Genomic DNA, 13,955 nt, shown 5'->3' on the forward strand with positions numbered 1-13,955 from the left:
GGATTTCAGGCGACCCGCTTTAGGTCTTTGTCTTCATGCATGTCGTTCTCCCAAAACCGGGGCCACTTTTGGGCGACATGCATTAAGGTTCGAGCACCGGCCGCAGGAAGCTGCGCTCGTAGCTGAGAATGCTGCGATTGCGTTTTTCCATTTCGAACACGTCCTGGCATTCCGGGTCGGCAGCCATCCGTTTGCGATAGTCCTCGTAGTCGGCAAGGCTCGGGAAGCTGAACATGGCATAGGCGATGTTGCTCGCCCCCTCGCTCGGAAGGAAATAGCCGTGATGGTTTCCGCCGAGGCGGTTGACCAGAGCTATCCAGCGGCGACCATAATCTTCGAACTCGGTAAGCTTGTAGGGGTCGATGACGTATTTCAGGTAGCAAGTGATCATGAGAGCTCCTGTGGCATGGGCTAGGCATGTCGGCTGTCAACCGTGGGAAGATCAGTTGCGCCCGTTGAGGTGGCGCACCTTGCGCAGTTGCGGGAACAGCACCACCCACAGGCCCGCGACGGCGATGGCGCCGATGCCGCCGATCACCACGGCCGGCACCGTGCCGATCAGCGCGGCCATCGTGCCGGCGCGGAATTCGCCGACCTCGTTGGAGGCGCCGACAAAGACCTGGTTGACGGCGTTGACGCGGCCGCGCACCTCGTCGGGCGTCCACAGCTGGATCAGCGTCTCCCTGATGTAGACGCTGAACATATCGGTGGCGCCAAGGAAGACCAATGCCACGATCGACAGCCAGGTGATGGTCGACAGGCCGAAAACCACGGTGAAGGCGCCGAACGAGGCTGCGGCGGCCAGCATGATCATGCCCGCGTGGTTGCGAAGTGGATGCCCGGCCAGCCAGATGGCGACGCAAATGGCGCCGATGCTGGGCGCCGAGCGCAGCAGGCCGAGGCCCCACGGGCCGAGCTGGAGGATGTCGCGCGCATAGACCGGCAGCAGCGCCGAGGCGCCGGACAGGAGCACGGCGAACAGATCGAGCGAGATGGCGCCGAGCACGATCTTCTCGCTCCAGATATAGCTGAACCCGCCGAGCAGGTGCTGCATCGTCGGCTTGTCCGACTCGGTGCGCTGCGACGGCTTCGGGATGGTGAAGATCAGCAGCCCGGACACAAGCATCAGGACAGCGGCGGTTCCGTAGGCCGCTTCCGGCGACACGCCGTAGAGCAGGCCGCCGGCGACGGGTCCGACGATGGTCGCCGTCTGCCAGGCCGATGAATTCCAGGCGATGGCGTTGGCGAAATCCTGAGGCGGCACCAGATTGGCGAACAATGAGGCGGAGGCCGGACCGAAGAAGGCGCGGGCGACGCCGAACATGGCAAGCACGCAGAAGATCGGCAGCGGCCCGCTGATGCCGCGCAGCGCCAGGAACAGCAGCGCCAGCGCGCACATCGCCTCCACCACGACCGCCAGCGCCATGATCAGGCGGCGGCCGAAGCGGTCGGCGACGACGCCGGTGACCAGCACCAGAAGCAGCGACGGCAGGAATTGGACGATGCCGACCAGGCCGAGATCGAGCGGGTCGCGGGTCAAATCGTACATCTGCCAGCCGACCGCGACGGACACGATCATGGTGGCGAATGTGGTGAGGAAACGCGCCGCCCAATAACTCAGGAAGGAGCGGTGGCGGAACGCGGCATAGCGCTGGTCCGGTGATATCTGTTCGGCGGTCATGATTTAAGAGGCCCCATTGCAGTGGCGTCAGCTGGCGGGGCACTTCCACGATGGGCGCTGGTCCGGCTGGCGGAACTTTTAGCTCAGTTCGCCGCGGATATGCGTCAGAATCAGTGCTGGATCAAGGAATTTTCAGCCTGCTCCATCGCCGGCACGCGGAAGTTACTGCCGCAGCGCGACGGAGATGGCGTCGAGGCCGCCGCGCAATTCGGCTTCCGTCGGCCAGCCGAAGCCGACGCGGAAGAAGCGTTTTTCCATCTCGAACCAGTGGCCGGGTCCGACATAGGTTCCATGGTTCTCCAGCAGGTTCGCATAGAACCGGTCGAGGTCGAAGCCGGGTTCGACATCGAGGCGCGGGAAGCCGACGACACCGCCTTCGGGCCTGATCCAGTCGACCAGCGGTTCGCGGTCGATCCAGGCCTGGACGATGTCGCGGCGCTTGGCCATTTCGGGCAGCAGGGTCGCCAGGAAGGCGTCCCGGCGCTCGAGCATGCCGCGGGCAATGCCTTCGTCGATGACGCTGCCGCAGATGCCGATCTGCTCCTTGGCGGCGAGGAATTTTTCCTGAAGCACCGCATCCCTGGTGATCAGCCAGCCGATGCGGATGCCGGGAATGCCGAAGGCCTTGGACAATGACGAGACGCTGATCGCCTTCGGGCTGAGCGAGGCAGCCGTCGGCAGCCGCCTGCCGTAGGAGAGGTCGCGATAGGTCTCGTCGACCAGCAGACGGCAGTTGCTGCTTTCGGCAAGCGCCACCAGCGCATCGAGCTCGGCTCGGCTCATCATCGTGCCGGTCGGGTTGTGCGGGCAGGTGACGCTGATCAGCTTCGTGTCCGGCCGAATCGCGGCCTTGACGCGTTCGACATCGATGGCGAAGCCTTCCTCGAAGGCCAGGTCGACAAAGCTGATGGCGCAGCCGATCGCCCTTGGGGTTTCGATGTTGGTGGCGTAGTTGGGCCTGATGACGACGAGATGGTCGTTGGCCGACAAAAGCGAGGTCGAGATGATGAACAGCGCGCCCGCGGCACCGGCGGTGACCAGCACATCATCCGGCGAAATGCCGGCATCCTGCGCCGATATCAGTGCACGCAACTGCTTGTCGCCGCGATGCTCGCCATAGAAAAGCGTGAGATCGGGCAGCGACAGGCCGATGTCGGAGAGCTTCTGGTCGGCGATCGAGCTTTCGGAAAGATTGAAGCGGATACGATCGTAGCCGTATTCTTCCGGTGCCTCTTTCTCGATCACCATCCTGGTGTAGTTCATGGCTCACTCCCCGAGAGCAGTTCACCGTTTCACGGAAACGGCGACCCGCTCTAACTCCTAGATTTTACGCATTCCGGACGGAAAACCGTTTCACACTTTTCCTGGAATTGCTCTAGGAACCCGTCCACCTATCCAAGCCATAAAAATAGGAAGCCTGCCAAGGCGAATTCGCCGGCAGGCTTCTGTTCCAGTCGTCCTAACTGTTGGCTCAGGACTGAATGTTCAGGCCGAGGCCTTGGCCTTCCTGCCCTTGGCGGGCGCCTTGACGGGGGCGGCCTTGCGGCCGAGGCCGATCGACTTCGCCAGCAGCGAACGCGAGGCCGCGTAGTTGGGAGCGACCATCGGATAGTCCGACGGCAAGCCCCATTTGGCGCGATAGGCGTCCGGCGTCAGGCCGAAATGCACACCGATGTGACGCTTCAGCGATTTGAACTTCTTGCCGTCTTCGAGGCAGATGATGAAATCGGGCGTCACCGACTTCTTGGGATTGACCGCCGGGACCAGTGGGGCAGCCACCGGGACCGCAGGCTTGCCGAGCCCGCTTATCGACGCGCTGACGCTGGCGATGAGGTCGGCCAGGCCGGAGGCAGGCAAGCGGTTCTTCTCGACGTAAGCGGACACGATGTGGGCGGTCAGCTCGAGCAGATCGATGTCTTTACGGGCACTGTTGCTATCGTCGGTCACTCTATTTCTCCGTCTACAGCGAATGACCTGAAAATCGGATTCGACTTCCGGAAAGGATCATGCGCGAAATCAAAATGCTATGGCGTCCTTCGTGCGTCCACGGGACGAATTGGCGTTGTTGTAGCGCGGAATTCCTAGTCGGCAAATCTGCGTATTGCAACGACTTGATGGCAGGTCACACGTTATTTTGAACAACTATATTAAACAATAACAGTATCAGACTATCAGCGCTTTGTCGCGCCACAAACGAAACCCGCCTTCGAAGGCGCGTGTGTTGTCGCCGCGCCTGGAGTCGGCGGGCAATTCATCGAGCTTGTCGACGTTGCCGCCGCCAATGACGACATAGTCAGGCTGCATGGCGGCACGGAGCCGGTCGACGACGTCGAAGACGTATTTGCGCCATTTCTTCTTGCCGCGCTTTTCCAGGCCGCGTTCGCCGACATAATCCTCGAAGCTCTTGCCCTTCTTGTAGGGCAGATGCGCGAGTTCCATCGGTTGGGCGACGTTGTCGGCAATCATCGCCGCACCGAGCCCGGTGCCGAGCCCGAGGAACAGCATGCGCCCGCCCTCGTAGCTGCCGATGGCCTGCATCAGCGCGTCATTGACCACTTTCACCGGTTTGCCGAACGCGCCCGCAAAGTCGAATCCAGCCCAGCCCTTGCCGAGATTGGCGGGGTCGGCGAGCGGCCTGTTGTGGTTGACCGGACCGGGATAGCCCATCGAGACGACGTCGTAGGACAGGCCTTCGGCGAGCTTCTTCACGGTATCGATCATCTGTTGCGGCGTCAGCCCCGGCCCCGAATCGGCGCGGCGCTCCGCGCCGCCGGCGCTGGTGAGGATCTTGACGTGCGAGCCGCCGATGTCGATCGTGAGCACGATCTTTTCAGCATCTGGCGTCTCGGTGCCCGATGCTGGTTGCTTCACTGCCTTGGCCATCGCGTGGTTCCTCTCACTTCACCGGATCGATCCAGCCATTGGGTGGCCCGAACCCGGCCATGACGTCCGCCGGTCCCCATGTGAGCGGCTCGTAGAGGTGCGGCGGCGTGGTGTCGCCAAGCACCGGGCCGACGATGCGCCAGGCCAGTTCGCTGGCGTCCTGGCGGGTGAACAGCTGGCCGTTGCCGTTCATGGCGTCGCCTATCAAGCGTTCATAGGGCGGCATGTCGCCCTTCGAGTCGTCGAGCGCCGTCAGTTCGACCTGCTCGCCGATCATGTCGTCGCCCGCCGCCTTGCGCTGTGCTCCGATGGCGATCACCACCTGTGGGTCGATGCGGAAGCGGACGTAGTTCTGGTCGGCGGGCTTGATCGGATCGAAGACATCGAGCGGTGGCCGCTTCAGCCGCACCACCACTTCGGTGACATGCACCGGCATGTTCTTGCCGGCGCGGATGAAAAACGGCACGTCCTGCCAGCGCCAGGTGTCGACGAAGAAACGCACCGCCGCGAAGGTCTCGACGGGCGAGTTCGGCGCCACGCCGGGTTCAGTGAGATAGCCGGTGAACTGGCCGCGCACGACATCGTCTTTGGTCAGCGTCCTGATCGCGCGCAGCACCTGCACCTTCTCGTCGATCAGATCGTCGGCGGAGCGGCCGACAGGCGGCTCCATGGCAAGCAGCAACAGGATGTTGAGCAGATGGTTCTCGATGACGTCCCTGATGCAGCCGACATCGTCATAGAAGCGGCCACGTCCCTCGACGCCGAAATCCTCGGCCATGGTGATCTGCACGCTCTCGACGTAATTGCGGTTCCAGATCGGCTCGAGGAGGGAATTGGCGAAGCGGAAATAGAGCAGGTTCTGGATCGCTTCCTTGCCCAGGTAGTGGTCGATGCGGAAGATCGACTGCTCGTCGAACACCAGATGCAGGACCCGGTTCAGCCAGCGCGCCGATTGCAGATCGTGACCGAAGGGCTTTTCCACCATCAGCCGCGCGCCATGCGCGGTGCCCGACTGCTCCAGCCCCTGGACGACGGTCTCGAACATGGTCGGCGGCACCGCCATGTAATGCAGCGGTCGCTGTGCGGTGCCGAGCGCGCTCTTCAGTTTCTCGAACGTCGCTCCGTCACGGTAGTCGCCGCTGACGTAGCGCAGCAGCGAGGCAAATTTGGCGAAGGCTTTTTCGTCGATCTTGCCGAGCGCATTGACGATGCCGTCACGCGCGCGCGCCTGCAATTGCTTGAGGTCCCAGGCATCGAAGGCGACGCCGATCACCGGTTCGGTAAGCGTGCCCTTGGCGACCATCTGGTAAAGGGCTGGAAATATCTTCTTGTGGGCGAGGTCGCCGGTGGCCCCGAAGAGCACCAGCGTGTCGGACCGTTCCTGGCTCATGCGCGTGTCTCCCCCGCTGTCCTCACTTGCCGGCCTTCGGCTTCTCGACATGGCCGCCAAAGGCATAGCGCATGGCGGAGAGCAGCTTGTCGGCGAATTCGGATTCGCCCTGCGAGGAGAAGCGGTCGAACAGCGCCGAGGACAGCACCGGAGCCGGCACGCCGGTGTCGATGGCCGCCTTCAGCGTCCAGCGGCCTTCGCCGGAATCCGAAACGCGGCCGCCGAAATTCACCAGGCCCGGATCGCTTTTCAAGGCGCCGGCCGTCAGGTCGAGCAGCCAGGAGCCGATAACGCTGCCATGCCGCCAGACCTCGGCCACCTGGGGAAGGTCGATGTCGAACTGATAGTATTGCGGGTTTTCCAGCGGGCTGGTCTCGGCGTCCGCCGTCCGTTGCCGCTTGCCTGCATTGGCCGATTTCAGGATGTTCATGCCTTCGGCATAGGCGGCCATGACGCCATACTCGATGCCGTTGTGCACCATCTTGACGAAGTGGCCGGCGCCGCTCGGTCCGCAATGCAGGTAGCCGAAGGGCGCGGTCCCGGCATCCCTGGACGGATTGGAGCCGGCATCGGCGCCCGGTGCCAGCGTGGCGAAGATCGAATCGAGGTGCTGCACCGCCACGTCGGGACCGCCGATCATCAGGCAGTAGCCACGCTCCAGGCCCCAGACGCCGCCGCTGGTGCCGACATCGACAAGATGGATGCCCTTGCCGGCCAGTTTCGCGGCCTGGTCGACGGCGTCGTGATAATAGGAATTGCCGCCGTCGATGACGATGTCGCCGGGCTCCATCAGGGCCGCCACCTGGTCGATGATCCTGCCGGTGATCGCCGCCGGCAGCATCAGCCACACACAGCGCGGCTTGGCCAGCTTGCCGATGAATTCTTCCATCGAGGCCGCCCCTGCCGCGCCGTCGGTCACCAGGGCCGCGACGCTGGCCGGGTTGATGTCGTAGACGACGCATTCGTGGCCGTCGCGCATCAGGCGCCGGACCATGTTGGCGCCCATCCGGCCCAGTCCCATCATTCCGATCTGCATGGTTTCGTCCCTGTTTTCTAGGAGATTTGCGGGGTTATCGAGGGAAGGTCTGCTGGCTGTCCTGGTCGCCTGAGATGACGGAGAAGTCGACATTCTCCCAATCGCCGGTTCCGGGCCAGAAAAAAGTGAAGAGCAGGGTGCTTCCCTCGGGGAGGCTTGCCACGGGCAGATCGGCAAGGTGGATGCCGAAATCGTTCTCCACCGTCTGGCTGTCGTGGGCGGTCGCCCAGTTGTCGGTGCTCCAGTGGACTGTAGCCGGGGCCAACAGTTCGACGCGCAACGTCTTGCCGACCGGGACCGTGCGGATCTTGTTGTTGAACCGCCATGTCCGGAACGGCGATACGGTCTTGTCCTCGATATAGCGCTTGACGCCTTGCGGCGGCATGTCGAAGACCGCGCTGTCGCGCAGCGAGCGCAACAGCTTGATATGCTCCGAATGCGCCCAGACCAGCGGCATGGCGCTGCCCGAGGGGCGGCCGTGCAGCAGTTCGCGCTCCGGCATATCGGCGCCGTCCCAGACCTGCTCCGGCAACAGGCCGCCCGGTCCGGCCGAGCCTTCCAGTGCCGCCAGCAGGCTGGCTGCCTTTTCCCTGCGCCCGGCCGCCAGCTCATAGTGGGCGCGTTCGCCGGCCAGCAGCGGCCAGGGGCGACCCTGGCCGGTGCCGTCGAAAGGTGCGCCATCTTCATGCTCGCCATAGCCGTCGCCGTTGTAGCGATACCAGAGCGGCCCTTGCGGCAGATCGCAGCGCAATTGCGCGTCGATGACCTTGACCGTGTCTGTCATGCGCGGGTCGTCGGCCGCCCGCAGACCGAAGCGGACAAGTGCAAGCGCATCCGGACTGACGATTTGCTCGGCCGGCCGGTCGGTGTCGCCGGGCGGCCGGTTCTTGATCGGAACATAGCCGTCCTTCGGCGAACCGGCCGAGGCGCTGTCGGGCGGCGCGATGCGGACATAGTAGCCGTCGACGCCGACTTGACCGCAGATCGCCGTGCCGGTGACGTAGGTCCAGCGCTCGACCTGGTCGTTCCAGACGTCTGATGTCTCGCGCAGATAGGTCGCCGCGTCCGGCTTGCCACAGGCGTCGAGCAGGTCGGCTGCGGCAAGCAGTGCGGCGATTTCGACGGCGAGCGTGAACGGGCTGTAGCCGGCATCCTCTTCCCAGCGGTCCTCGCCGGTGACCGGCCCGTTGCGCAGGACGAACCCGGCGGCGCGCTCGATCATCGGCAGAAAGACTGCGAGCCTGGCGTGCGGCAAATGGCCGGCGCGGTGCAAAGCTTCGGCCAGCAGCAGCGGAAAGGCGCATTCGTCCATCTGGATGCCGGGCCAATAGGCCGATCCGTCGAGCCAGGCGTTCTGCGGCCAGTGGCCGTCCGGCTGCTGGATGGAGCCGAGATAGTCGAGGATTTGCAACGCCGAGGCGGCGTCGCCGGCAGCAAGAAAGCCGCCGGCCGTCTCGACCAGATCGCGCGGCCAGACCAGATGGTAGCCGCCGAGGTCGTCGTCGCCCTTGTCGAAGCCCCACGGGATCGACAGGCTGGCGACCGCGGCGCCCGGTGTGGCGATCGACCGGTGCGTCGCCAGTACCGCCGTCGAGACGCGATAGAAGTTGATCCCGGGCACCGCGTGCCGGTCGAGCGGCAGCAGGCCCTTTTGCCAGTTGCGCCAGTTCTGGAGGTAGGAGTTCGCCGCGGGTTCAAAACCCTGCTTCAGGCTGGCGAAAGCATGTTCCGCAGCCTCCTCGGGCGTCGCGCCAAATCCCAGCGCCAGCAAAGCCTTGTTCCTGGCCGCGGAAAAGCCGATCTCGCCGGTCAGCGCGACATTGCCGTCCTCGGCCCGCTGGTATGCAGCATCGAGCTCACCTGTGTTGTGCAGTTGCTGCCAACCGTCGGAAAAACCGACATAGCCGGCCGAACCGGTCCGCCAGGGCAGCGACGAGACCAGCGCCAGGCAGGAGCCGCGCCCCGAGGCGAACAGCACGGGCTTTCCCTCGTGTTCGCCGACCCAGGCGGTGTTGCCCATGCCGGCATTGACCAGATGCGGCGCCAGAAGCGCGTAGACGCGATAATCGTCAGCGACGCCCCTCAGCGCCGTGAAGGTGATTTCCTGCAGCAGCGCCGGGCGCGCCGGATCGGCGAGGATGCGCTTTTCGATCCGCCAGGCGCCGTCGTTCGCCGTGTTGACCAGCCGGTAGGCGGGTACGCCGTCCTCGAACGGTTCGATGCTGTGCGTGGCAGCGCGCTTCTCTTCCGAGAAATAGCCGGCGGCGCCGGTGACGATCAGGCCGAGGTCGCGGGTGCAGGCACTGTCGACGCGCGAATAGTAGATTTCGTTGAGGATGCCGTGGCTGATCGTGAACCAGATCCGACCGGCCGGCGAAAGCGACGTTCCGACGCCGCTCTTGGCGCTTGACGTCCAGCGCGCCGGAATTCCCGGGGCGCCCGGAGCAACGTTTTGCGTCACTGGCATTCTGTTTCGATCTCCTGGCCTCCTCCCTAGACCATGACGCGAACCCTTTACAATCATTGCACCGCAAGTTGATCGGCGGGCCGACGGCAGGGCAACGAACTAGGGCTAACGGGTTTCTTCGGAGCTTTCGTCTGCGCTGACGGAGCAGCAAATGAAAAACCCGCCAGTGCGGCGGGTCACCGGCGCAAATCAGCACCATGGACGAAAATGTACCATAGCTGAGCTCACCGAGTCAAGAAAAAATTCCTATGACCAAAGGCGCCGTCGTTGACAGCGGCGGCGGCATGCGTCCACTATTTCCCGGCACGGGAGGATCGTGAAAGCAATGGCGGAAGTGTCCCTGGTCCTGATCGACCGGCTGCTGGCGATATCGCGGGCGCTTGCCGGCCATATCGATCCCGGCACGGCGTTCCGCGCGACAGCCATCGAGATCGGCTCGCTCATCCCGCACGACCACATGGATCTGGCGGTGCTGTCGCATGATGGGCGCCGGCACGCCTGTTACGAAGCCGGCTTCCACACCAGCTGGAGCGAGCTTGCCCAGCATCCGCTGCCGACCGAAGTCAGCCCGATCCGCTCGGTGCTGTGGGGCGAAGTCCCCTATCTGCTCGCCGACGACGCGCTGAGCGACGAGCGGTTCCATTTCGCCACCGCTATCGATGGTCCGATCTTCGCCGCCAGGCTGCGCAGCCGCATCGTCGTGCCGCTCAGGGCGCGCGGCGGCATCATCGGCGCGCTCAACATCAGCCGGCACGAGGTCGACTGCTACACGCTTGCCGATGTCGCGGTCGCGCAGCAATGCGCCGACCTGATCGCGCCCTACATCTTCGCACTGATCCAGACCGAGGAGGCGCGCCGCGCCATGCTGGCCGAGAGCGAGGCGCGAAACCGCGTCGAGCTGCTGCGCGTCGGCGCCTCGCAATTGACCGAAGGCATGGAGCGCGAACGCCGGCGCATGGCCATGGACCTGCACGACCAGACGCTTGCCGATCTCGCCCGGATCGCGCGCCAGCTCTCGGCACTTCGCGGCCAGGGCGTGGCGCGGGCAGCACAGCTTGCCGATCTCGAGAAGGAGGTCGCCGGCTGCCTGACGGAACTGCGCCACATCGTCGACGATATGCGGCCGAGCGTGCTTGAACTGTTCGGCCTGCGCGATGCGGTCGAGGCGCATCTCAACCGCAGCGTCGCCAGGGCCAAGCCGCCGATCGCCGTGCGCATCGCCGACACCAGCGACGGCGGCGCCGACAGCCTGTCGGAGCCAGTGCGGACCGCGCTCTACCGGATCGTGCAGGAAGCGATCAACAATGCCGTTCGCCATGCCGCGCCGCACCGCATCGACGTGCTGCTGGCGTCGACCGCGAGCGTGCTGCGGGTGATCGTGACGGATGACGGCCAGGGCTGCGGCGCCGTTGACCCGGCCGCGTATGGCGGCATCGGCCATATGCACACGCGGGCAGCCCTTATCGGGGCGCGGCTGCGCATCGGCCAGGCCGGCCGCAAGAACGGCGGCACCCGTGTCGTCGTCGAGATCGACCGCCAGCCATCACGGGAACTGGCGGCGGCTGCAACAATGCCTGGCGAACTCGCCGTATCGGAGGCCATGTGATGCTTGTGATGATCGCCGAGAATGACGGGCTGCACCGTAGCTTCGCGCGGCGCACGGTGGAGCAATTGTGGCCCGGTGACGTCGAGGTGATCGAAGCGAGCGACGGCGAGGACGCCATCAACCTGGCGACTGAGCGCGAGCCACTGCATGTCGTGCTCGATTTGCAGATGCCGAAGGCGACGGGAATCGAAGTTGCCAGGGCGATCTGGAACCGCCGCGCCGGCACGCACATCCTGTTCTGGTCGAATTTCGCCGACGAAGCCTATGTGCGCGGCGTGGCGCGCATCGTCCCGCCCGGCTCTGTCTACGGCTATGTGCTGAAATCGGCGACGGAGGAAGGCATGCGGTCCGCCCTGCGCGGGGTTTTCCGCGAAGGCCACTGCATCATCGACCGCGAGATCCGCGGCATCCAGCATCGCGTTCAGGACAAGTTCGAGGGCATCACCGACGGCGAATATGAAAGCCTGATCGATATCGCGCTCGGCCTGACCGATCGGGCGATCGCGGCACGTCGCGGCCTGTCGATCCGTGGTGCGCAGAGCCGCATCAAGCACTGCTACGACAAGCTCGGCATCGTGCCGGCGGAGGACGGCACCGGCGATGCTTCCGTGTTCAACTCGCGGACGCGGGCGATCTATCTCGCCATGGCGCGCGGCCTGATCAACATCGACGCACTGCGCCGCGAACAGGACCGGCTCGACGCCTGGCTGACGGAGCACTGAAACAGCGGCGGCCACAAGCCGGAACATCGGAAGGTCCGGCGCATTGCTAGTGAACGCCAACTCAACGCCTGCGGATCCGAAGTGCGACCCTCATTTGCAGATTCATGGCACCTGGTGCGCGAAAGCGTCGTCGGTTTCATCGACGACAATGCGCTCAGCCATGGTGCGGCGATGGCCTTTTATGCCGCCACCTCGCTGGCGCCGATCTTGCTGATCGTGGTTGCGATTGCTGGTCTCGTCTTCGGCCACGATGCCGCACAATTGGCCTTGTCCGCGCAGATATCAGGGCTGATGGGACCGGAAAGCGCCGATCTCCTCAAGACTGCGCTGGAAAGTGCATCCGGCAGGCTGTACGGCACCTGGGCCGCGATCATAGGGCTGGTTACTTTGCTGGTGGCCGCGTCTGGCGTCTTCGGCGAAATGCAGCAGTCGTTGAACACAATCTGGAAGATCGAACCGCAAGGCAATTCCCTGTCGCGTCTGGTGAGGGCGCGGGCCGCCAGTCTGGGGTTGGTGGCCGCACTCGGGTTCCTGTTGCTGGTCTCTCTCATCGCAAGCGCTGCGATTTCGGCACTGGGCGCTTTCATCAACGCCCATCTGCCGTTTGGAACGATCATACTCAGCGGGATCAACGGCGTCGTTTCGTTTGCGCTTATCGCCGTGATGTTTGCCGCCATTTACAAGGTTTTGCCCGATCGAACCCTGGAATGGCGCGATGTGGCAATCGGCGCTGTCGGAACCGCGGCCCTGTTCACATTGGGAAAATCGCTTATAGGCTGGTATATCGGCACCAGCGCGATTGCGTCGTCGTATGGCGCCGCCGGCGGACTGCTCGTGATTTTGCTCTGGGTTTACTACTCGTCGGAGATTTTCCTCCTCGGCGCCGAGTTCACGCGCGCCTATTCCGTTCGGCACGGCAGCCGGTCCGATCTGAAGAGGTTGGTTCACAGCCCTCTGCCCGCGCAGCACGGCTCAGCTCGAACACAACAGGAGTCCAACTCTGCCGGCGTTGTCGTGCTCGTGGCGGTGGCGTGCGCGAGCGCAACCTTGACCGCGCTTTTGCGAAGTGTTCGCCGGCCCTGATCTGACGTCGCCGGTATTCTACGCTCGATAGGCACGGGCGACTGTGCAAATGCACAGTCGCCCGTGCGCTTTGACCCGTATCGGCTCGTCGGGACCGCGCCTACGCTCTGCCCCAACAAGAAGACTGTATCGGGAAGCGCTCATGCCATTCGTCACCATGCGGAGTAGCACGGCTGTTCGCGCCGGGAGCCGATGATGTCGGTGCCGGCGCGTGCGCGCCATTCCGGTTTCGACGATGTCGTCGGCGATGCGCCGATCGAAACGCTGGCGAGCGGCTTCGGCTTCCTCGAAGGGCCGGTCTGGCATCCCTATGAGAAATGGCTGGTCTTCTCCGACATTCCGGAAAGCCGGATGTATCGCCGCAGTGCCGAGGGCGAGATCGAGCTGTTCCGCGAGCCGAGCCACAAGGCCAATGGCAACACGCTGGACCGCCAGGGGCGGCTGGTCACCTGCGAGCACGCAACGAGCCGCGTGACCCGCGCCGAGCCCAACGGCAGCGCAACAGTGCTTGCCACGCATCATGAGGGCAAGCAGCTCAACAGCCCGAACGATATCGTCGTTGCCACCGGCGGATCGATCTACTTCACCGATCCGGGCTATGGCCGGAGGGAGTTCTATGGCGTGCCACGCCCGCAGGAGCTGCCGTTCCAGGGCGTCTACCGCATCGATGGCGACGGCGCCCGGCTGACATTGCTGGCCGACGATTTCGGGCAGCCGAACGGGCTGTGCTTTTCGCTGGACGAGTCGCGGCTGTTCATCAACGACACCGAACGCGGGCACATCAGGGTGTTCGGCGTCGAAGCCAATGGCGACCTCAATGGCGGCGCGGTGTGGGCAGTAACCGAGGGCGAGGGGCCGGGAGCGCCCGACGGCATGAAGATCGACAGCCGCGGCAATCTTTACTGCACCGGACCCGGCGGCATCCACATTTTCGACGCGTCGGGCACCATTCTTGGCGTCATCCGGACGCCTGAAGATTGCGCGAATTTCACCTTCGGCGACGACGATTTGCAAAGCCTCTACATTACCGCGTCGACGTCGCTGTACCGGCTCAGGGTGCGCGTGCCGGGATTGAGACTGTTTTGAG

General features: G+C 64.2%; 12 protein-coding genes. 4 read left to right on the plus strand and 8 right to left on the minus strand.

The annotated features are described in order from the left end of the window. Positions 1–82: 82 nt before the first annotated feature. From MESCI_RS05250 to MESCI_RS05285, 8 genes are all read right to left on the minus strand, one after another. Complete coding sequence (locus MESCI_RS05250; RefSeq protein ID WP_013528914.1) at positions 83–391, minus strand: NIPSNAP family protein; 309 nt, start codon at positions 389–391, stop codon at positions 83–85. A 51-nt stretch (positions 392–442) separates the two neighbouring features. Next, positions 443–1,681, minus strand: a complete 1,239-nt coding sequence (locus MESCI_RS05255; protein ID WP_013528915.1) for an MFS transporter — start codon at positions 1,679–1,681, stop codon at positions 443–445. A gap of 162 nt (positions 1,682–1,843) precedes the next feature. Next, the gene (locus tag MESCI_RS05260; protein ID WP_013528916.1) at positions 1,844–2,944 is read right to left on the minus strand and encodes a pyridoxal phosphate-dependent aminotransferase; all 1,101 of its coding nucleotides are present in this window, start codon (positions 2,942–2,944) and stop codon (positions 1,844–1,846) included. A 222-nt stretch (positions 2,945–3,166) separates the two neighbouring features. After that, a complete protein-coding gene (locus MESCI_RS05265; RefSeq protein WP_013528917.1) occupies positions 3,167–3,628 on the minus strand; it encodes a Ros/MucR family transcriptional regulator in 462 nt (153 codons plus the stop codon). Between the two features lie 216 nt (positions 3,629–3,844). Then, a complete protein-coding gene (locus tag MESCI_RS05270; protein WP_013528918.1) occupies positions 3,845–4,564 on the minus strand; it encodes an ROK family protein in 720 nt (239 codons plus the stop codon). Positions 4,565–4,577: 13 nt separating this feature from the next. After that, entirely contained in the window at positions 4,578–5,954 is a 1,377-nt protein-coding gene (zwf, locus tag MESCI_RS05275) for a glucose-6-phosphate dehydrogenase (RefSeq protein WP_013528919.1), read from the minus strand. A gap of 22 nt (positions 5,955–5,976) precedes the next feature. After that, positions 5,977–6,990 carry a phosphogluconate dehydrogenase (NAD(+)-dependent, decarboxylating) gene (gnd, locus tag MESCI_RS05280; protein ID WP_013528920.1) on the minus strand — a complete coding sequence of 338 codons (1,014 nt, stop codon included), beginning with the start codon at positions 6,988–6,990 and terminating at the stop codon, positions 5,977–5,979. 34 nt (positions 6,991–7,024) lie between these two features. Further along, positions 7,025–9,457, minus strand: coding sequence for a glucan 1,4-alpha-glucosidase (locus MESCI_RS05285; RefSeq protein WP_013528921.1), 2,433 nt, complete (start codon positions 9,455–9,457; stop codon positions 7,025–7,027). Positions 9,458–9,782: 325 nt separating this feature from the next. Between MESCI_RS05285 and MESCI_RS05290 the strand changes: the two genes are divergently transcribed. The 4 genes from MESCI_RS05290 to MESCI_RS05305 all read left to right on the plus strand — a co-directional run bounded on the left by MESCI_RS05290 (position 9,783) and on the right by MESCI_RS05305 (position 13,954). Continuing rightward, entirely contained in the window at positions 9,783–11,063 is a 1,281-nt protein-coding gene (locus MESCI_RS05290; RefSeq protein WP_013528922.1) for a sensor histidine kinase, read from the plus strand. Beyond that, positions 11,063–11,785: a response regulator transcription factor gene (locus tag MESCI_RS05295; RefSeq protein WP_013528923.1), complete on the plus strand. Its 723-nt coding sequence runs from the start codon at positions 11,063–11,065 to the stop codon at positions 11,783–11,785. The genes MESCI_RS05290 and MESCI_RS05295 overlap by 1 nt, the downstream gene beginning before the upstream one ends. 114 nt (positions 11,786–11,899) lie before the next feature. Beyond that, positions 11,900–12,868 carry a YihY/virulence factor BrkB family protein gene (locus tag MESCI_RS05300; protein WP_245268590.1) on the plus strand — a complete coding sequence of 323 codons (969 nt, stop codon included), beginning with the start codon at positions 11,900–11,902 and terminating at the stop codon, positions 12,866–12,868. Positions 12,869–13,060: 192 nt separating this feature from the next. After that, positions 13,061–13,954, plus strand: a complete 894-nt coding sequence (locus tag MESCI_RS05305; RefSeq protein WP_245268591.1) for an SMP-30/gluconolactonase/LRE family protein — start codon at positions 13,061–13,063, stop codon at positions 13,952–13,954. Position 13,955 lies beyond the last annotated feature (1 nt).

Origin of the sequence: Mesorhizobium ciceri biovar biserrulae WSM1271, from assembly GCF_000185905.1 — a bacterium.
GTDB classification, from domain to species: Bacteria; Pseudomonadota; Alphaproteobacteria; order Rhizobiales; family Rhizobiaceae; genus Mesorhizobium; species Mesorhizobium ciceri.